The sequence below is a fragment of the Kurthia sibirica genome (assembly GCF_003143975.1).
GTDB lineage: Bacteria > Bacillota > Bacilli > Bacillales_A > Planococcaceae > Kurthia > Kurthia sibirica.
On sequence record NZ_QFVR01000002.1, the window covers coordinates 29,865 to 50,810 of the forward strand.

A 20,946-nucleotide genomic window follows, 5' to 3' on the forward strand; every position below is an offset into this window, starting at 1 on the left:
TTTATTGTATTAAATCATCAAAATAACGTACCGTTGTCATATCATCACCTAATTTACGTAAATTAAAACGTTCCTCGATATATACTTGTGCTAACTTTTCATATCGTCCTCCATACTGTTGAGCCCATTCGACTGCAACAACTGCCTCATACAATAGTGCCATTTTTTTCGCCATTGCTTTTGCTTCAAATGTTAGCATTTCTTCCGATAAACTTGCATAAAGATGTAGTTGTTCTTCTAAAATTGCCAGTTGATCTACGACAATAGTTTGTAATGAATCGGTTTGTAACTGGTCAAGTCGACGTGATAAGAATGTTATAAACAATTCATGTGCGGCATGTTTTTTTACCAGACGTACAATTTCAAGTCCAAGAATATTTGCTGTACCTTCCCATACAGGTAATACTTGAGCATCTCTCAATAAACGAGATGTCACAAATTCTTCCATATAGCCATTTCCACCATGCATTTCAATTGCTTCATGCGCAAAATGAATTGCTTGATCCGCTGTTTCTTTTTTCAAGATAGCAATATTTAGACGATTCAAAAGCAACTCTTGTGGTGTTGCTCCATCTATTATTTTGTCATATTGTTTTATAAAATCAAAAGTAGTAGCTACTTCAACATGTAAAACAGCTGCCATTTTACCAAGAGAATCCTTAACCATTGGGAAATCAGTTAATTTTTTACCGAAGGCATGACGCAAGGAAGCATATTCACGTGCTTCCACAAAAGCTCTACGCATAATACCCAGGGAAGCGATTGCATTACATACACGCGATAAATTTAACGCCTCCATCATATAATAAAACCCCTTACTTGCATCGCCGACTACAAATGCTTCAGCTCCGTTAAATTCTACTTCTCCTGAAGGGACTGCAATGACACCGAGCTTATCTTTTAGTTTACGAATGCGCAAATTATTTAAAGTGCCGTCTTTTTTTCTCCAAGGAACAGCAAATAATGTTAGACCACGAGAGCCTTTTTCTGCGCCTTTCATTCGAGCTAATACCATGGCAACACCTGCCATACCTGCATTAGAAGCAAAGTATTTTTCACCGTATAAACGATAGTTACCTTGATCAAAAATAGCTTCAACAACATTGGCTCCAACATCTGAACCACCTTGTCGTTCGGTTAAAAATGTAGCCCCTTCAAAATGTACGCCCTCTCCAGTAGAGCTAACTGGCACTAAAAAGCGTTGTTTTAATTCTTCACTAGCATAGTGCTCGAGTAAAAAACCTGTCGCCATTGACAACGTAACAGGACAGTAAAAACCAGGCTCTGCTTGCGACAACAAATAGCCTTGTGCAAAGCTATACATATAATTTCCGCGATGACCAAGTTCCGGTATATTTTTATGCAAATAGCCAACAATGCCCGTATCATAGGTTTCCTTTACTGTTGCTTGGTAGCCTTCATTCGTCCAAACTTCACTAATTTCTTCACCGAACTTATCGTAAACCACTAATTTTGGTCGCCCTTCACGATCAGTGTACGCCGCCCTAACATCAATATCCGTCGCAACTCGTTCTCCAAAATTCTTCAACGCCTCTTCTGCATAACGATGAAATGAAGTTGGTAGGTTTTGTCGTAAAATAAGCGCAAGTGTGTCATCCCCTAAAAAGAAATTCCTATTTTTAACTGGCTGCTCTTGCAATACTTTTACCATGTTTATTCCTCCATTTTTAATTGACGTTTTAATATTTTTCCAGAAGCATTCCTTGGTAGCGCTTCCATTTGTTCGAAGATTTTTGGTATTTTATAAGCCGCTAAACGTTGTGCTAAAAATTCTTTTAACTGCTCAATGGCAATTCTTTCTGTAGCGGCAAAATAGGCAACAATTGTCTCTCCCCACTCTGGATGTGGTAGGCCGATAATCGCGACTTCCTGTAACGATGGATAAAGTAGTAATGCATCCTCTACTTCCTTCGGATAAATGGTTACGCCTCCTGAAATAATAACGTCTTTTTTGCGATCGACAATCCAAATATAACCATCATCATCAAAACGAGCTAAATCACCAGATCGAACCCAATCTCCAAAAAATACTTCTTCCGTAGCCTGTGGATTATTGTAATAACCAATCATATTACCTTCACCACGTAAAATAATCTCTCCTACTTCACCTATTGCGACATCTTCACCATCTTCACGAATAATCCGTAGTTCCGTATGCAATGGTGAACGTTTACCAATACTGCCCGTTTTTTCTCCATGTTCCTCGGCAAATAGTAGAGAACCGCTCGGACCTGCTTCCGTCAAGCCATACACACATGTAAGACGATTTGTTTTAAATGCCTGTTGAATCATTGTCACTTCATCTGCTGACAATGGGGCTCCACCGTACACCCACCACTTCATCGAAGATAAATCGCGCATGCCAATTTGTGGATGTTTTGCTGTTAGTAGGTAGGCGACTGGTGCACCAAAGAAATGAGTTGTTTTCTCACGTTCAACAATATCTATCAATAAATCTGGTGTAAATGTTGGTACGAGAACATTTGTAGCACCCACAAAACAACCCGCTATGAAAAATAAATGCAATGGTGCTGAGTGGCTCAGTGGCATCATAAGTAATATGCGACTTTCAGGCTTTACTTCCATTTCTACAGCGATCATAGTCGCAACCGTTAGAATGTTGCGATTGCTAAATAGCACACCTTTTGGGTCACCTGTCGTACCTGATGTATACAGAATGGTCGATTCATCATCTTCTTTTAAGTCACAAGTAATCGACATGTCATCTCCCGCATCAATCATTTGTTCTAAAGAGAGCCATCCTTCAACAGCGGCCCCTGTTTTGATCAAAGTAATCCTTGACGACAATCCCTTCACTTGCTCAAATAATAGCTCATGTGCAATCAATGCATCTGCACCCGCATGATCGATAATGAATTCAATTTCTGGTTGTGTAAATTTGGCGTTAACTGGGACAACGATTGCACCAATTCGTTGTATAGCAAAATAGACAACTGCAAAATCTACGACATTTGGCATAAAGATGATTATTTTGCTGCCTTTTGAAAAACCTTGTGCTACTAATTGCGATGCAAAGCGATTTACTTTGTCATTCAATTGTTTATAGCTGTATCTTTTATACGGGTCGACTACCGCTTCCTTCATTGGATACTTAAACGCATTATGTGCAATCAATGTTGAAATATTCATTGACAACTACCCCCTATTATTTAATTGTTCTGTGAATTGACGCTGGAATTCTTCTATTTCTTTCTTTAGCAATAAAAGATTCGCTACTTGATCATCAATTTCTTGCAGTTTTTTTTCGCCAAAAATAAGTGTCGTTTTTAATTGTTGCTGGCCAGTTGAATCCGTATCAAACAACATGACCATCTCTTTGATGTCTTTCAATGAAAAACCTAATCGTTTGCCGCGTAAAATGAGCTTCATCTTTGAGCGATCTACTTTTGAAAAAACACGTTGTCCGGAAGCCGTACGCTGTGGATTGAGCATACCTAGCTCCTCATAATAGCGAATTGTGCGTGTCGTCATATCAAATTCCTTTGCAAGCTCCGTAATTGAATACATGAATTTTACCCCCTAAAGAGCCTTTCATATGCAGTGTATCATTGACGTTAACGTAAACTTCAACAAAAAAGCATGAAGTCAATAATGTTGGCTTCATGCTGCATTTCCAGGCTTATTATAAGCAATCGTATAGTTGCTCAAGTTGTTTTTCTAAACGATCAAGTTCTTCTAACGTTGTGGTTATTGCCATTTTCTTCTCTATTCTCTCAATTTTCTCTTCTATTGTATAGCTTCTTGTTTGCTGTTCTTTTATTTCGTTAGTTTGGAGTTGACTTAGTCTATTTTGTTCTTCGATTGCTTCACGTACTATCGCCTGTTTCTCTTTGGCCCAATCATAATTTCCTTCATGAATTGTCATCGTGTTAAACTCGAGCCATGCAATACGCCCAAATAATTTTTCTAAAAAATAACGGTCATGACTGATGGCAATAATCGTCCCTTCAAACTGCTCTAAATTGTCTTCTAATACTTCTCGTGATTCGATATCCAAATGATTTGTTGGTTCATCTAACACCAGTAAATTAATATCTTGTTGCATAAATTGTGCCAGTTTGAGACGCATTCTTTCCCCACCACTCATATTTTTCACTTTTTTATAGACATCATGCCCATAAAATAAGAATTGTGCTAGAATATGACGTGCTTCGGGTTCCGTCATCATGATCTCCTCGCGAAAAACATCGATGAGACGCGCTTCTGAATCCGCCTGAATCATATGCTGTGCTAAATAACCAATTTTCACTGAACTGCCGATTTGGATCGTTCCAGCATCAGGGCATTCTTCACCCAAAAGCATCTTTATAATCGTCGATTTACCTGCACCGTTTGCACCAATTATCGCTAAACTTTGTTGCCAGTATAAAGTGAAATTAATATTTTCCAATAGTGGGCGCTCATATGATTTATTCACAGCTTTAAACTGTGCGACCTCTTTACCACTTCGACCGGCAGCTTCCAATTGTAAATTCATCTTTTTTTGAACTGTTGGTTTTTTAACTTTTTCCAAACGTTCTAACATACGCTCCATCGTTTTTGCCTTGCGGAATAAATCTGGATTGGGTGGTGAAGCTTCATTAGCCCATTGTCTCAAGCGACGAATCGAGTCGCGCATTTTTTTAATCTTTTTTTGCTGTTCTTCATATTGTGCAAATTCACGCGTGAACTTATCTTCTTTTTCCTGTAAAAAATGATCATAATTCCCGTGACTGACCCATGCTTGACCATCTTCTATTTCAATGATTTTATCCACTGCCTGATTCATAAATTGTCGATCATGCGACACGATTACCACAGTACCTTTAAATTGTTTTATATAGTTTTCTAGCCATTCAATTGCTTGTAAATCTAGATGATTTGTTGGTTCATCCAGCAATAAAATATCCGGCTCTTGTAGCAGGATTTTGCCGAGTGTCACCTTCGTTTTTTCACCACCACTTAATTGTTCAAATGATTCATCAACTAATGAGGCAATCCCTAAACCATTGGCAATACTCGCTACTTTTGAAGCTAGTGCATAGCCATCCTGCGCCTCAAATAATTCCTGTAATTCACCATATTTCACGAGTAATTTATCTAAATCTGATGTTGTTGCCATCTGTTGTTCCAATGCTGTCATCTGTTGCTGAAGTGCCGTAATTGACTGAAACGCTTCATATAATACATCTGAAACCTTCCACTGTGGATAATAAGGGATTTGATGTAGAAAACCAATCACACTATCTTTCTGTTTAATAATGCGTCCCGCATCCGCAACCTCTTCTCCTGCGAATATTTTTAATAATGTTGTTTTACCACAGCCGTTATTACCGACGATCGCTACATGATTCCCTGCATGAATATCAACGGTCATTTTTTCGAAAAGCGTACTACCACCGAAATTTTTACTGATTGCTTCTGCTTTAATATACATAATTAGTATCCTCCGTATAAATAGCTGAAAACAAAAAGAGGCTTGCTCAATTAACGAGCAAACCTCTACATAATATGTTATGAAGGAATGGTTAATCAGCTATTGTTTGATTTTTTGATGTTGTTAAAAAAAGACATAGTTATCCCTTTTGCATCAAAATCAAATGTAATGACACGTGCATAGTACATTGCAGTATCTAGTTGTACACATGTCTCAATAGTTGATTTCATCATTCTCTTCACCTCCGCTCAAATTAATTAATAAGAGTATAGCATGGTTTTATAAAAAGGGCGACTATCTAAAAAGCTCCCCTTATTTCCAGGGGAGCTTCAACCTTATTCGTGTTGATCAATAGGTGTTTTCGATAAAGTGGCACTTAATTCACAATATTTCACAAAAACACGTGCAAGTTCTTGCAAACGTTCATGTACATTCGGATCAATTATCATATTATTTTCATCAAAATGGTCAGCATGTGTATAAACATAGTTTGGTGTGACAAGCGCTCTAAAGTAATCCAAAATTGGCTTGAATTGATTTTCGACTACTAAATGATGTTGATGTGTTCCACCATTTGCGACGATTGACACCGGTTTATAGCGTAATGCTTTAGGATTTAAAAAATCAAAAGCATTTTTTAAAACACCGGGAATCGATCCTTGAAAAATGGGCGTTGCGAAAATATAACCATCCGCTTGCTCCAATTTCGTTACCATCTCTTGCATACCTGTATTATATTGATCAAACGGGCGACCATCAACAATTTGATGCTCGTAGTTTGCAAATGTTAGAATCTCCATATCAAAATTTTCATCGATTTTTTCTATATATTTTTTTATTTCAACTAGAATGGCACCTGTTTTTGAGCCTAATACTGTACCGTCTACTAATAGAATTTTCATATGCTGACCCTCCAATTATTTTCCGTAATTCTATTGTATCAAAATAGATTCTTGTCCAACTAGTAGTTTAACCATAATTCAGACTAATGAATGAACTATCGTTCTTGTTAATCTACCCTTTTAAGCTAATTTACGTCTTCCTTTACGGATCCATAAAGTTTCTATAGTAGAAAGATTCTTGATGCATGATTTTCTACATGTAAACAAACAGAGAAGCTCTGCTGTTTTTTAACGCATTACATTCTTTCTCGAAAAGCTGTCCTATGTTACAATGTTTTTTATGAAGTTTAAAAATAAATGCTGGTGCATTTTCAAATAAAGGAGAATTTTAATGGCTACAAAATCTGATATTGAGTACCAAATTCTTGAATTAAAAAGCGATTATATCCGTCATCAAGGGGATATAGAAAAATTAGAATCTACCGGCCATGCTGGAATGATTGAAAAAGCTGAGAGTCGTCTGAAAGATATGGAAGAACAGCTAAAAGCGTTAAACGAACAATTAGCACAATTTTAAAAAGCAATGGGCTGTCTTGATTTTTTTGAGATGGCCCTCGTTTTTACCAGGAGGAAATAATTATTTATGGCAATATTAACAATTGATAAATTAGGTCATTCATTCGGTGACCGCGAACTATTTAAAGATGTTTCATTCCGTATTGTAGAAGGTGAACATGTTGGTTTAGTCGGTGCAAATGGTGTCGGTAAATCTACGATGATGAGTATTATTACTGGTCAACAAATTCATGATACAGGACGTGTTGAATGGTTACCACATACTCATTACGGTTACTTAGACCAACATGCTATTCTAACACCAGGTCGTACGATGTATGACACATTAAGTGATGCCTTCCTTCCATTATATAAAAAGGAAGAGCAGCTAAATGAAATCGCCAATAAAATGGGTGAAGCAACACCTGAAGAATTGGAAGGCTTATTAGTGGAAATGGCTGATATTCAAGATGCCTTAGATGCTGGCGATTTTTATACACTAGATATGAAAATCGAAGATATTGCGCGTGGATTAGGTCTGGATGTTATCGGTCTAGATCGTGATGTCACAGCTCTATCTGGTGGTCAACGTACAAAATTGCTACTCGCTAAATTACTTTTGGAAAAACCAAAAGTTTTACTATTAGATGAACCAACCAACTATTTAGATGAAGAACATATTAACTGGTTGAAAAATTATTTAAAAGAATATCCGCATGCATTTATGTTAATCTCGCATGATGTTGAATTTATGAATGATGTTGTTGGTGTGATTTTCCATCTAGAATTTTCGAAATTAACACGTTATACGGCTTCTTATGAAAAATTCTTAGAATTGGCAGAACTGAATAAGCGTCAGCATTTGGATGCTTATGAAAAACAGCAAGATTTTATCAAAAAACAAGAAACATTTATCAATAAAAACAAGGCTCGTTTCTCAACGACCGGTCGTGCAAAGTCACGTCAAAAGCAATTGGATCGTATGGAACGTATTGACCGTCCAGAAACTGCACAAAAACCACAATTTGGTTTCCAAGAAGCACGCAGTTCAAGTCGCTATGTAGTAGAAGCAAAAGATTTAGTTATTGGATATGATCAACCTCTTTTACCTCCATTAACATTCGATATTGAACGTGGTGAAAAAATTGCTCTTGTTGGTATGAATGGTGTCGGTAAATCTACCTTATTAAAAACAATGCTCGGTAAAATTAAGCCATTGTCTGGTCAGTCTATTCGTGGTGATTTCCTTTTCCCTTCTTATTTTGAACAAGAAGTACCAGCAGGTAACGAAACGCCGATTGATGTCGTTTGGAATGCATTTCCTTCATTAGACCAAGCAGAAATTCGTCGACTATTAGCAAAAACTGGTTTGAAAAACGATCATATTTCACGCCCAATGGCTCATCTAAGTGGTGGTGAACAAGCAAAAGTACGCCTCTGTTTGTTGATGATGGAAGAATCGAACTGGTTACTATTTGATGAACCGACGAATCACCTTGACATTGATGCGAAGGATGAATTAAAACGTGCGATGAAGGCCTTCAAGGGCACGATTATTATCGTTAGTCATGAACCTGAATTTTATGAAGGTCTTGTAACAAAGGTTTGGGACGTTGCAGAATGGTTCTCTCAAGCACATCCAACTGAGGAGTCTTCATTATAAAAGAGGACGGGACATCCTGTATTCTCAGTTCAAATAAAAAGCATGATGCAACCAGTTTTCGATACTTTATCGGAGACTGGTTGTTTAGTTTCAAGTAAATTTGAGAATAGTTACAATGAATTATATACGCTCTGACAGTATGTTCAACACCTTAATTTGTTATTTTAAAAATCGATTCTCACATTCTAATTTTTGTATAATTGAAAGGGGATCAAGCCTTTTTTATAATTTTTTTCATTAACCCTATCATAGAAAAATTTCAAATAAATGAAAATTAATAGGGAAAAATAATAATAAAAATAGTATTTTCAATTTTTCAAACGAAAAAAACGCCTTTTTTAACTATTACAAAATTGTAATGTCGCTTTACTTTAAAATCAATTTCTAGTGATTTTTACTTGTACGTTCGTTATTTTTCCGTCACAATAAAAGGGAGGATGGTGTATTTACAAATGAATAATGCAAAACCCGCGGAATTTATTTCCCCAGAAAGATTGAAGACTCGTAAAATTATTATGCGATTCATATTTATTACAATTGGCGCACTCATCATGGCCTGTGGACTTGAGCTTGTATTGATTCCGAACAGCTTAATTGATGGTGGCGTAACAGGTATCGCAATGATGGTATCCCATTTAACTGGCATGTCACTCGGCCTATTCCTCTTCCTCTTTAACTTGCCCTTTTTGTATTTAGGTTATAAACAAATTGGTCGAAGCTTCGCTATTTATGTCGCTTATGGCATAGCAATTTTATCAATTGCTACAACCTTTATACCTCATGGCTACGCAATTACAAATGATACATTGCTTGCTACAGTAGTAGGTGGGATTATGCTCGGTTTGGGCGTAGGTATCGCTATTCGTGCTGGCGGTTGTTTGGATGGCAGTGAGACACTCGCTATTCTATTCAACAAAAAACTACCATTTTCAGTAGGTCAAATTATTTTATTTATGAACTTATTCATATTAGGTAGTGCTGGTTTTATCTTTGGTTTTGATCGGGCAATGTACTCGCTAATCGCCTACTTCATTGCATTTAAAACGATTGATCTCGTATCAGAAGGATTTAACCAAACCAAATCTATTTGGATTATTAGTGATAAAAGTGAAATTATTGGCGATAAAATCATGTTCCGTTTAGGTCGTGGTGTCACTTACTTAAATGGTCGCGGTGGTTATTCTAAAGATCAAAAAGACGTTATTTTCTGCGTTATTAACCGCCTTGAAGAAGCAAAACTTAAAACAATTGTAGAAGAAATTGATCCAGGTGCATTCCTCGCATTCAGCAATATGACTGAAATGCAAGGTGGTAACTTCAAGAAAAAAGACATCCATTAATAAGATTATTCTGACAAAAGAAGCTTATTCCATTGCGAATAAGCTTCTTTTTTATCTATATTCACCTTTTTTACACACTGTTTCATTTTCATAATAGTACAGTTACAGGCTCTTTACACAAACCTTACAGATGTGTAATATTTCTGTTTTATGACACTTTCTTCATCTTTTTGTCATAAAAATGTAATTGACTTATAAATAGCTTATTGGTAAGATATAATTATATTAACAAGAGAGAAAGAGGTAATGAACATGACTGTTATAATTTATACACAAACGAGCTGCACTTCTTCTAAAAAAGCGTTACAATGGTTAACTGAAAATGAAATCCCTTACGTTGAAAAACGTATTACATCTGATACATTAACTTTACTTGAATTCAAAAAAATTCTTGGAATGACTGAGGATGGTACAGATGAAATTATCTCTACAAACTCAAAAGATTTCAAAAATTTAAATTGTGATATCAATCAACTATCTATTCAAGAACTTTATAATGTGATTAAAGATCACCCGAAAATGTTACGTAGCCCCATCTTAATTGATGATAAACGCCTTCAAGTTGGATACAATGAAATGGACATCCGTCGTTTCATCCCACGTAAAGTTCGCGCTTATGAGCTGTACGAAATGCAACGCTTATCAAATGAGTTTTAATAATTAGCTTTGGAGATGAGTAATCGATGAATAACGAAGGTAAAGAGCGCAGTATTACTTCCCTCTTTGAAATTGCTGCCTCTTTGGAGCGTAAATGGGCAAATGAGTGGAATAGTCATAATAATATCGGTTTATCTAAAACACATATTTTATTATTAGATCTTCTTGATAGCAATGGACCAACTCGACCATCTGAACTTGCTGAAAAATTACATGTAACAACAGGTGGCGTGACGGTTCTAACGACAAAGCTTATTAAAGCAGGCGCTATACAAAAAACAAAAAATGAAGCTGATCGCCGTGCGTTTCAGCTGGCCATTACAGAAGAAGGTGCCAAGCAGCTTGAGCATGCCTATGACCATATCGACCATATGGTGCATCGCATGTTTGGTATGCTTTCAGAAGAGGAACTCGAATCCTTACGAAAAATATTTGCAAAACTCCTATTAGGATAATTGAACCCAGTCATGTTCATTACAGCCTGCACTTTTTGTGTGGGCTTTTTTTATATTTTTAACTACCGAAGGCAATGCGGATAAGTAATAAAGTACCAAGCAGCCCTAATTTTGATACGCTACTCTCGAATATAGATAACAAAAAAGCTTGTATAACATGCATTCAGCTGCCTGTTCCAGCCTCATATGCCTATTATTTTAATGATCTATAGGAAATATTTTTACGCATGATTGCCTTGTTAAAAACCAAATACGAACGGTTCTGTCATACAATTAAAAATTATTACCAACACTATTTATTGTAAAATCAAATATTTCCAGAGCGGATCCGTTCCACAATCTGGACATACCAAAGAGGCTGTCGCGGCATTGACAACCTCTTTAAAATCTATATAAACTCCTATTTGGAGAGGGGGGCAAGCTAGGACTTGCTTCATTTTATGCTGGTAGAACTGCTGAAGCGGTTACTTCATCTAATAACATCATTTCTTTTAGGCGTTGTTTCGCACGGAAAAGACGTGATTTGACCGTACCAATTGATACTTTCATTAAATCAGCGATTTCGACTAAAGAATATTGATTTACGTAAAAATACAATAATGTATTGCGATAAATCCCATCCAACTCGTTGATTTTTGCATGTACGAGTTGAGCAACATCTTCCTTTTCAATCACTTCTTCAGTAGTTAGTTCATTGTTGGGAACCAAATCTAATATAGGTACGTCTAATGTATCAGGTTGGTTCATCATATATTTGCTGCGGCGAACATTTTTGCGATAGCGGTCGCGGAAAGTGTTCATGCAAATAGTTGTTAACCAAGCTTTCAAGTGGTCGACTTGTGCAACGTATGATTCATAGCGAACAACTTTAACCCATACTTCTTGCATTAAGTCCTCTGCTTCTGCTTTATTGCGTGTTAATTTTAAACATAAATGATATATGTAACGATTATATTCGTCATAAACTGTTTCAAGTTGAATAGTCATTGTAAAACCTCCAATTATTTTTTCGTTCTTTTTGATACTCTTATTATCACTGATACGAACCTTACGCTCCATCGCTTTGGCTTTCACTTTGATTACAAACATGTAAGGTAATAAAAATAGATTGTAATGTTTACCTATTTTACAAAAAACAGAAAAACCATTTACCTCACAGTTACGTGATGGCAAATGGTTTTTTTATAGTGTGATTAATTAGGTTCCATACTATTGATTGGGATTTTTAAATCCATACAACTTCCGCTTGTTGCTTGCCACGGACTTTGCCTCAACTCATTTTGCGGGAGATACAAACATATCGTATTTTACCGATTAAAAAACAGCATGCCCCCAAATAGGTGGATGAGACCCGATAGATGTTAACTAAGATAACTCATCGATTCATCTGAAACGAACGCATAGAAAAAGTGGTGTGATGTGAAAGAATCACATCACACCACCTCAATATTTGACGTAGAATTATTAATTAAATAGTCATTGATAGATATTTTGTTTCTAAATATGGCTCAATTCCCTCTGAGCCACCCTCTCTACCGATACCTGACTCTTTCATACCACCAAAAGGTACATGCGCTCCAGAAGGTGCTCCATCGTTCCAACCAAGAATACCAAAATGGAGTCCCTCAGCAATATAATTCCCCATTTTATAGCTTTCTGTGAAGAAATAGGCTGCTAATCCATAAGGCGTATTATTGGCAACATCGATTGCTTCATCAATTGATGTAAATGTTACAATTGGAATTACTGGACCAAATGTTTCCTCTTGCATCATTTTCATATCTGCAGTAACGTCCGTAAGAATCGTTGGTTGGACGAAGTAATAATCTGCGCCTTCATCAAAATCGAATTCATTCCCTATCACAACTTTAGCACCTTTTTCAACGGCATCATTTAATTGATTGACAATTTTATCGAAACCTTTTTTGTTGATAATTGGTCCAACCTCATTGTGATTGTCCATACCATTTCCGACTCTCAATAAATCAACACGTTTTGTTAATTTTTCTACAAAAGTATCTGCAATATTGGCATGAACAAGCAAACGGTTAGGTGAAACACAAGTTTGACCTGCATTTCGGAATTTAGCGATGACAGTTTGTTCCACCGCTAAATCTAAATCTGCATCTTCTGCAATAATAATTGGCGCATGTCCACCAAGTTCCATCGTCATATGTTTTACCGATTGTGCACTTCTTTCCATTAACCATTTACCTACAGGTGTAGAGCCTGTAAAGGTAATTTTCCTAACTTCTGGCGATGAAGTAAAGATTTCACCTACAGTTGGTCCATCTGCTAAAATAGACTGTACAACAGCGGTTGGAAAACCGGCCTCATGCGCGAGTTCAATAAGTCTAATTGTTGTCAGTGGTGTTTCCTCAGCTGGTTTAACAATGAAGGTGCAGCCAGCCGCTAATGCCGGCGCTGCCTTTCTTGTCATCATAGCTGCTGGGAAATTCCATGGTGTAATCGCTCCGACAAGTCCAATCGCTTCACGTGTTACAATAATGCGCTTATTTGGAACATGCGCTGGGATCGTACGACCGTACATGCGTTTTGCTTCTTCAGCATACCAATCAATATAGCTGACTGCATAATCGACTTCACCTAAAGCTTCTTTTATTGGTTTGCCATTTTCAGCTGTTATTAATTCACCTAGCTGTTGACGATTTTTCTTTATTAACGCTGACCAAGCCATAAGTAATGCTGCACGTTCATGTGCACTTGTTTTTTTCCATGATTTAAAGGCTTCTGCACCTTCAGCTATTTTCACTTTGATTGCTTCAACGCTATCAATGGGGATTTCTGCTAATACCGCACCAGTTGCCGGATTTTTAACGATACAATTTGTCATTTTTTTTGCCTCCTATTTTGCTGCAAATGCGAATGCATCATCTAAAATTGCTAAGCCTTTTTCAAGCTCTGAATTTGTAATCACTAAAGGAGTTAAGAAACGAATAACATTTCCTTTGATACCTGCCGTCAATAATAATAAACCATTTTCATTCGCATATTTGGCAATTGCCGCAGCTGTTTTTTTATCGGGTTTTTTATTATTACCAACAAGCTCTACAGCTACCATAGCACCAACACGACGAATATCGCCAATAAAACTATATTTTTCAGTATAATTATTTAGATGATTTTCAATTTTTTGACCGATTACTTCAGCTTGTTGACATAGTTTTTCTTCTTCAATAATATCAATTACAGCCAACGCTGCCTCACAGGCTACTGGGCTACCAGCATACGTGCCACCTAATTCTCCAGCAGTTGCTACCTCCATCATTTCTTTGCGTCCAACTACACCACTTAATGGTAAACCCGCTGCTAATGATTTTGAAACAGTCATTAAATCTGGAATTATATCAAAATGTTCAATAGCGAATAATTTCCCAGTTCTTGCAAAACCAGTTTGAATCTCATCGGCAATAAAAACAATATTATTTTCTTTACAGAATTGAGCTACCGCTTGAACAAATTTTTTCGGTGGAATAATAAATCCACCCTCTCCTTGAATTGGTTCCATAACGACACAAGCGACCATTTCTGGAGCAATTGTAGCAATGAAGAAATCATGGAATTGTTCAATAATATAATCTACATATTCTTCATCTGTGATATTATTTGGTTTGCGGTATAAGTATGGGAATGGAGCTTTATAGATTTCCGGTGCGAACGGACCAAATTCATATTTATAGGGCTTTACTTTAGATGTCATAGCCATCGTCAAATTTGTACGACCATGATAACCATTTGTAAACGTAACAACCGCTTGTTTTTTTGTATATTTTCGAGCGATTTTCACAGCATTCTCAACTGCTTCTGCACCTGAATTCAACAGAATAACTTGTTTGTCATGTGTACCCGGCGTAATTTCAGCTAATTTTTCAGCCAATAAAATATAAGATTCATACATAATCACATTAAAACCAGGATGTAAGAATTTTTCTGCCTGCGCCTTCACTACTTCCACAATCTTTGGATGACTATGTCCAACATTCAATGTGCCGATTGCTGCCGCAAAATCAATCCATTCATTACCATCAATATCAATAATCGTTGAACCAAAAGCTTCTTTTGCGACTGCCAATGAACCATTACTTACACCCGGTACTACATATTTTGCACGTTTGTCATTTATTTCATTTGTATAGTTAGTTGTAATCATTGTCATTTCCCCTTTATATTTAATATATGTGCTAGCTATTTATTGTGGGAACCAGCCATTTGGTTCAACATTCAAACGAATATTTATTTGTTTTACTTCTTGAAATTCTTCCAAACTATATTTACCTAAACTACGACCAATTCCTGATTGCTTATAACCACCCCAAGGTGCTTCTACATAAGTTGGATGATAATCATTTACCCATGTAATGCCCGCTCGAATTTGTTTAATAACACGTAATGCTTTTGCACCGTCATTTGAAAATACGCCACCTGCAAGACCAAAATCTGTGTCATTTGCTAAAGCAACTGCTTCTTCTTCAGTAGAGAACTTTTGAATTGTCACAACTGGACCAAATATTTCTTCTCGAACAATTGTCATGGACTGATCAACATCTGTGAATACAGTTGGTGCAATGAAAAAACCTTTATCACGGTCATGATCCATTAAACGATATCCACCTGTTTTTAAAGTTGCCCCTTCAGCAATCCCTTTTTTGATATACCCTAAAATGGAATTCATTTGTCCTTCACTCACAATAGCACCCATATTTGTATCCTTGTTCATCCCAGGGCCTACAACAATTTTTTCAGCACGCGCTACATAACGTTCTACATAGGCATCAAAAATTGTGTCTTGTACTAAAATCCTACTTCCTGATGAACAAACCTGTCCTGCGCCTAAGAAAATTCCAAATAAACCATAATCTACAGCTACTTCTAAATCTGCATCCGCAAACACAATATTGGGTGATTTCCCACCTAATTCAAGCGAAATTTTCTTTAAATTCCCTGCAGCTGCTCGCATAATACCTCGACCAATATCTGTACTACCTGTGAAAGATACCATGTCTACATCGTGGCTTTCTGAAATCGTTTGACCAATTATTGAGCCTTGACCAAGTACCATATTGGCAACACCTTTTGGTAAACCAACTTCCTCAAATAATTCAAATAGCTTATATGCCGTAATCGGTGTAATTTCTGCTGGTTTATAGACAATGGTATTGCCTGCTGCTAGTGCAGGTGCAATTTTCCATGCACTCATCAGTAGGGGGAAATTCCAAGGGACAATAAGTCCCGCTACACCCACTGGCTCTTTAACAACCATTGCCTGTACATCGTCTGGTACATTGTAGGTCTCCCCATCTGGATGTAATATAATACCGGCATAATAACGGAAACAAGATACTGTATCTTCAATGTCCGCCTCTGCTTCCGCATATAACTTTCCGTTGTCTAATGTTTCATACACAGCAAATTCATGAATTCTTTTTTCTAATTTATTGGCAATTTCATGTAAAATCAATGAGCGTTCTTTCGTCGTTGTTTTTGCCCACTCGCCTTGATCAAATGCCTCGCGTGCTGCTTGAATAGCTTCTTCTGTTTGTTCTTTAGACATACGTGGAGCTACTGCGATTACTTCTTGATTTGCTGGATTAATAATATCAATTGTTTTTTGTGATTCTACCCACTCACCATTTATATAGCTTTTTAGTTGCATTACCGTCGTTAAAGTTGTCATAACAAAGCCTCATTTCATAGTTTTATAGTTAGATTTTCTTCTTTTGCTCTCGAACAACAGGTTAGGATGGTTTTACGTTCCTGTTTATTATCCTCTGATAAAAAGTGATCACGATGTTCAACTTCTCCATTTAAAACTTCTACCTCACAACTACCACAGCCACCTATCTTACAAGCATATGGCGCATTTATACCTTCTCTTAGTAAGACATCTAATAATGATTCTTTATCCGAAACTTGAATTTCTTTACCACTTTCAGTTAAAGACACTGTGAATGCTTTTAAATTTGAATTATCTAAACCATTTGAGAACAATTCAAAATGAATGGCATGTTCGGGGTAGCCATAGGAAAAGGCGGCATCTTGAAACTCCTCTACCATAGATACAGGACCACAAAAGTACACATGAGAACCAATACGATTTGTTTTCATATGCTCATAACTTAATCGATTCGGTTCTGTTACACGAGAAAAATGAAAGGTAATAATGTCGCTATATTTGTCTTTTAATACCTCATAAAAAGCACATTCTTCTGGTGTACGTGCCGCATAATGTAATTCCATAGTTTGATTAAATTGGTTGTCTTGTAGCATGGATAAAAATGGCGTAATACCAATTCCTGAAGCATAAAAAACATGATGCTTCGCATGAACATTTAATGTGAAATAATTTCGTGGAAATGAAATTTCTAACTCATCTCCCTCTACTATCTGTTCATGCCAATATTTTGATCCTCCACGAGAGTTCGAATCTTTACTAATGGCAATTTCATAAAATTGACGATTGCGAGGATCACTTATTAATGAATAATCTCTTTCAAATAATTCGTCATCTGCTTGAAGAAAGGTTTTTAAATGAGCACCACCAGTAAAAGCTGGTAATAATTCATCTTCTGTTGGTATAAAACGAAAACGTTTAATAGTAGGTGACTCTTGCACAATTCGCTCAATTTTCACTGGAATATTCCCTGCAATTCTCATCAAATCACTCCTTCTGTCAACGGTATAAATGGGTAGCCAATATACCCTTTACGAACAATTGAGTAGAATGGACCTACTTCTAAATGAGCGCCACATGGACATTGTACTTTTTTAGCATCCACTGGAATTTGGCTATCTTTAAAACATTTCATACAATAAACAAATTTTTCTTTATCCCCTATAATTTTCACTTGGAGTTCTGCTTCAGAAACGCCTTCTTCAACTGCAATTGTAAAAATAGTTGCAGTTGGTTGCCATTCACCAATGACATAAAAACAAACACCCATTTTTTGAGATGCAATAAATTCACGTGTTTGTGTAGGTTCAGAATAATAGTGAATATCAGCAGCTGTATCATGAAATTTTCGTTGTAATTCAAGCGCATATTCTTTGTAGCTTTCCGGACAAATAATTGCGGCTCTAACGAAATGAGTTTTTGGACTAAGTATTTCTACGAGTGTTGTTGATTCAAAAAACAAGACCGGGCTATTGTACATATTTTATGCCTCCTCTTGTTGCTGTTTTTTCAGTTGCTCATCCTCACGGCGTAAAAACGCTACTGATTGAGCTAAATAAGGAGCAATCCCTTTATATTCAGCCATTGGCTCTGGAATATCGCTTAACACGCTATACGTTAAATCAAACCACTCTTGGCGTAGCTTCAAATCTTCCAACGGTAAAAACTGTGTATTCAATACAAATAAAATAGCATTACTGCGGGACATACGATAAAACTTTTGTTCTTCCACACGAAGTCGGACAAGCTTGCCTGCATTTTCTGCGGTGATTAGGCTACGTTCGGGTTCCCAAACATCCATTGTTTCATAGTTTACATCCCAACGATTGGCCATCAGATTCCAGTTAATTCGCGTCCATGGCTCACCAGGATTAATACCTAACAAAAATTTACGAATGCGATCAACTAAATTATCGCCATTTTTTGATACAAAAGGTACGGGACCGTGGATTTCATCAAAGGACATACCAGTATTCCAATGTGCTGAAAATAATGCAGCATAGGATACTTGTCCTACTTCTAGATAAAAATTATCATCGCGATTCACCATCAAAACAAAATCTTGGTGGAAATGACGACCTGCAAAATTATAAGGTTCATAAGGTAGCGTGGAGGCATCTCCAAAAGTGAATGTATCGGACTCTTTTAAAATATTATTTTTAAATGTCCACTCGTCTCCATTTTTAACTAATTCAAAATGCTCTGGGTATTTTTCAACAGCCATGCTAAATACCATTTCTAAAAACTCCCACTGCATTTCCATCGTATGTGGGAAAGATTGATAACGGACTTCTGGTTGTTCATCTAATAGGCGGCGTTTTGTGCGTACTTGCAATTCATATTCGGGTGTAATTGTTACTAGATTTACATTTTCTAATTTTCGTAAATCATTTGAATAACGGTAGTTCCCCGTACGAAACGGAAATGGAAATGTGTCTAAGTCGGTTGTTTTAAATTCTAAGTTTTGTGTAAACATATTAATTCCTCCTAGTTTTGTTGTTCCACTGGCTGCTTAACTTGATCATCATCGTTTTTCTGTTCTATTAAGTATGCTTTGAATGTTTCATCCTTCGAAGATACGCGATCTACCTCAAAACGGAAAATAAATTTTGCACAAATAAAATAAACAGCGCATGATAAGAAGAAGGTTGGGATTCCTGCTGAAATTTTCAAAAATAAACCAGTAACTTCTAATGTAATCGGATTATAAATTCCCCAATAAAAGATATAGCTGACTAACAATGTGACAACTGCTGATGGGTTAAAACCAAACCAATATTTGTATTTCCCGTTGGTGTTGTATAAATCTCGCATTGAAATATTTTGTTTTTTAACGAAGAAATAATCTGCGATTAAAATACCACCTAGGCTAGCCATCGTAAATGAGATGACCGACATAAAAATATTAAACGCATCATAAAATCCTGAGTTTAGAAGTAAAAATACAGTTGGTAACAGTGAACAAACTGCTAAAATCCATGAACTTTTTGAGAACATTGTCTTAAAACTAATAGCAAATGAATACATCAGGAATAGGGTTGCGCCTAAATTAGCAACAGTTAGTAAAATAAGACCGATTATTGCATATTTGCTCCCCATAATGGCATTCATCCAATCACCCGGATACATAGAACCCGAAATTAAGGCAGCTAATGCCCCAACGACTGCAGCAACCACTACGATGACACCATAGCTATAAAAACTAGCTTGATAAGCTGATTTTGTCGACTTGGCTAAACGACTATATTGTCCTAAGTAAGGTAACCATGAAAAGCCCAGTGCAACATTGATTTCTAAAGCTGTAACAAATGATCTAGTATGATTTTCAAATGGCTCAATGGGCACTAATTTGCTCAGCGCAGGAATATGGTCTGAAAAAACAACTGCGATTACTAAACCAATTAAAAATAAAAAGAAAGCAGGTACAGCAAATAAATTAAATTTCCGAATCGCATGTGGACCTCTTATAACAATCAGAAGTGCTACTACAAATAATAGTAATGCGCAGATTGTTGCGCCCCCACTCCCAGAAACGACAGCAGGTGCATGAACAATTTTCAATGCACTTGATAAAGATTCACCTGCCATGAATAAAGCCAATGCACTATATCCTAAAGACAAACAATAGAATAAAACAAAAAAAGCGACGCCTCCGTTGTATCCTAAAGCACTGCGATATCCGACGAATGTATCGACTCCATATTTTGCAAAATAAATTGCTACTGGCGCTATTAAAAACATTGGAAAAGCATTTCCAAACAATACAGCAATCATCGAATCACCTGTTGTCAACATCGAACCCGCATATGCACCTGATAGTAGGCCAAAAGCTGATAGTCCAATGACTGTTTGTACGAGTAATAAATCGAAAAACTTCATTTTCCTCTCTTTTTTATGTGTTGGTAAATAGGCAAAAGCGATATCCGCATTCACATTAGATTTTGTTTTAGACACAGTCCCCACACCCCTTTATGAAATTCTATATACTGAATGCAATAATCGTAATAATCCCCATTACTACGGTTACACTTATAAAATCTGATAACTTCACTTTATTATTCGATTCAATTATTTCATCCTCGAATTCTTCGATTCTTTTTTCTAAATCTTCATACATCGATTTAATAAAAGGTTCAGTAGAGTTTAATTCTTTGTCATAGCTTTTTGCAGCAGTTGTTACATTCATGAAATCCCCCCCTTTTCATAGTTACTTTTATATGTGCAAATTACATGCCAACTTTAAAAGTATTGATTTTTCTGAATTTTTATCATAAATTTGGATTA

General features: G+C 36.5%; 20 protein-coding genes. 5 read left to right on the top strand and 15 right to left on the bottom strand.

Translation table 11 applies throughout. The features are described 5' to 3' along the window. Position 1: 1 nt before the first annotated feature. From DEX24_RS01850 to DEX24_RS01870, 6 genes are all read right to left on the bottom strand, one after another. On the bottom strand, positions 2 to 1,672 hold the full coding sequence (locus DEX24_RS01850; protein WP_109304704.1) for an acyl-CoA dehydrogenase family protein: 1,671 nt from the start codon (positions 1,670 to 1,672) through the stop codon (positions 2 to 4). 2 nt (positions 1,673 to 1,674) lie between these two features. Next, complete coding sequence (locus DEX24_RS01855) at positions 1,675 to 3,171, bottom strand: class I adenylate-forming enzyme family protein (RefSeq protein WP_109304705.1); 1,497 nt, start codon at positions 3,169 to 3,171, stop codon at positions 1,675 to 1,677. 6 nt (positions 3,172 to 3,177) lie between these two features. Further along, positions 3,178 to 3,549, bottom strand: coding sequence for a MerR family transcriptional regulator (locus tag DEX24_RS01860; protein WP_109304706.1), 372 nt, complete (start codon positions 3,547 to 3,549; stop codon positions 3,178 to 3,180). Between the two features lie 115 nt (positions 3,550 to 3,664). Next, positions 3,665 to 5,458 (bottom strand): ribosomal protection-like ABC-F family protein, encoded by a 1,794-nt coding sequence (abc-f, locus tag DEX24_RS01865; protein ID WP_109304707.1) that lies wholly within the window; start codon positions 5,456 to 5,458, stop codon positions 3,665 to 3,667. 95 nt (positions 5,459 to 5,553) lie between these two features. Beyond that, positions 5,554 to 5,691, bottom strand: a complete 138-nt coding sequence (locus DEX24_RS17080) for an RAxF-45 family protein (RefSeq protein ID WP_170112803.1) — start codon at positions 5,689 to 5,691, stop codon at positions 5,554 to 5,556. A 102-nt stretch (positions 5,692 to 5,793) separates the two neighbouring features. Then, positions 5,794 to 6,360 carry an NADPH-dependent FMN reductase gene (locus tag DEX24_RS01870; RefSeq protein ID WP_109304708.1) on the bottom strand — a complete coding sequence of 189 codons (567 nt, stop codon included), beginning with the start codon at positions 6,358 to 6,360 and terminating at the stop codon, positions 5,794 to 5,796. Positions 6,361 to 6,691: 331 nt separating this feature from the next. Here DEX24_RS01870 and DEX24_RS01875 point away from each other — a divergent pair, with 331 nt between their 5' ends. From DEX24_RS01875 to DEX24_RS01895, 5 genes are all read left to right on the top strand, one after another. After that, positions 6,692 to 6,877 (top strand): SE1832 family protein, encoded by a 186-nt coding sequence (locus DEX24_RS01875; RefSeq protein WP_109304709.1) that lies wholly within the window; start codon positions 6,692 to 6,694, stop codon positions 6,875 to 6,877. A 66-nt stretch (positions 6,878 to 6,943) separates the two neighbouring features. Next, a complete protein-coding gene (locus tag DEX24_RS01880) occupies positions 6,944 to 8,518 on the top strand; it encodes an ABC-F family ATP-binding cassette domain-containing protein (RefSeq protein WP_109304710.1) in 1,575 nt (524 codons plus the stop codon). Between the two features lie 452 nt (positions 8,519 to 8,970). Beyond that, a complete protein-coding gene (locus DEX24_RS01885; RefSeq protein WP_109304873.1) occupies positions 8,971 to 9,858 on the top strand; it encodes a YitT family protein in 888 nt (295 codons plus the stop codon). Between the two features lie 252 nt (positions 9,859 to 10,110). Beyond that, positions 10,111 to 10,515, top strand: coding sequence for a transcriptional regulator Spx (gene spx / locus DEX24_RS01890; protein ID WP_109304711.1), 405 nt, complete (start codon positions 10,111 to 10,113; stop codon positions 10,513 to 10,515). A gap of 26 nt (positions 10,516 to 10,541) precedes the next feature. After that, the gene (locus DEX24_RS01895) at positions 10,542 to 10,970 is read left to right on the top strand and encodes a MarR family winged helix-turn-helix transcriptional regulator (RefSeq protein WP_109304712.1); all 429 of its coding nucleotides are present in this window, start codon (positions 10,542 to 10,544) and stop codon (positions 10,968 to 10,970) included. A 438-nt stretch (positions 10,971 to 11,408) separates the two neighbouring features. Here the strand turns inward: DEX24_RS01895 and DEX24_RS01900 are convergent, their stop codons facing one another. The 9 genes from DEX24_RS01900 to DEX24_RS01940 form a co-directional block, all read right to left on the bottom strand. Next, positions 11,409 to 11,957 (bottom strand): RNA polymerase sigma factor, encoded by a 549-nt coding sequence (locus tag DEX24_RS01900; RefSeq protein ID WP_109304713.1) that lies wholly within the window; start codon positions 11,955 to 11,957, stop codon positions 11,409 to 11,411. Positions 11,958 to 12,438: 481 nt separating this feature from the next. After that, a complete protein-coding gene (locus DEX24_RS01905; protein WP_109304714.1) occupies positions 12,439 to 13,824 on the bottom strand; it encodes an NAD-dependent succinate-semialdehyde dehydrogenase in 1,386 nt (461 codons plus the stop codon). Between the two features lie 12 nt (positions 13,825 to 13,836). Beyond that, entirely contained in the window at positions 13,837 to 15,147 is a 1,311-nt protein-coding gene (gene gabT, locus DEX24_RS01910; RefSeq protein WP_109304715.1) for a 4-aminobutyrate--2-oxoglutarate transaminase, read from the bottom strand. A 33-nt stretch (positions 15,148 to 15,180) separates the two neighbouring features. Further along, complete coding sequence (locus DEX24_RS01915) at positions 15,181 to 16,665, bottom strand: aldehyde dehydrogenase family protein (protein WP_246131343.1); 1,485 nt, start codon at positions 16,663 to 16,665, stop codon at positions 15,181 to 15,183. 14 nt (positions 16,666 to 16,679) lie between these two features. Continuing rightward, complete coding sequence (locus tag DEX24_RS01920; protein ID WP_170112804.1) at positions 16,680 to 17,645, bottom strand: PDR/VanB family oxidoreductase; 966 nt, start codon at positions 17,643 to 17,645, stop codon at positions 16,680 to 16,682. Beyond that, positions 17,645 to 18,142 carry a hypothetical protein gene (locus DEX24_RS01925; protein ID WP_109304716.1) on the bottom strand — a complete coding sequence of 166 codons (498 nt, stop codon included), beginning with the start codon at positions 18,140 to 18,142 and terminating at the stop codon, positions 17,645 to 17,647. The genes DEX24_RS01920 and DEX24_RS01925 overlap by 1 nt, the downstream gene beginning before the upstream one ends. A gap of 3 nt (positions 18,143 to 18,145) precedes the next feature. Continuing rightward, complete coding sequence (locus tag DEX24_RS01930; RefSeq protein WP_109304717.1) at positions 18,146 to 19,138, bottom strand: heme-dependent oxidative N-demethylase family protein; 993 nt, start codon at positions 19,136 to 19,138, stop codon at positions 18,146 to 18,148. A gap of 11 nt (positions 19,139 to 19,149) precedes the next feature. Beyond that, the gene (locus DEX24_RS01935; protein ID WP_109304718.1) at positions 19,150 to 20,616 is read right to left on the bottom strand and encodes a purine-cytosine permease family protein; all 1,467 of its coding nucleotides are present in this window, start codon (positions 20,614 to 20,616) and stop codon (positions 19,150 to 19,152) included. A gap of 25 nt (positions 20,617 to 20,641) precedes the next feature. After that, the gene (locus DEX24_RS01940; RefSeq protein WP_109304719.1) at positions 20,642 to 20,848 is read right to left on the bottom strand and encodes a hypothetical protein; all 207 of its coding nucleotides are present in this window, start codon (positions 20,846 to 20,848) and stop codon (positions 20,642 to 20,644) included. Positions 20,849 to 20,946: the final 98 nt, after the last annotated feature.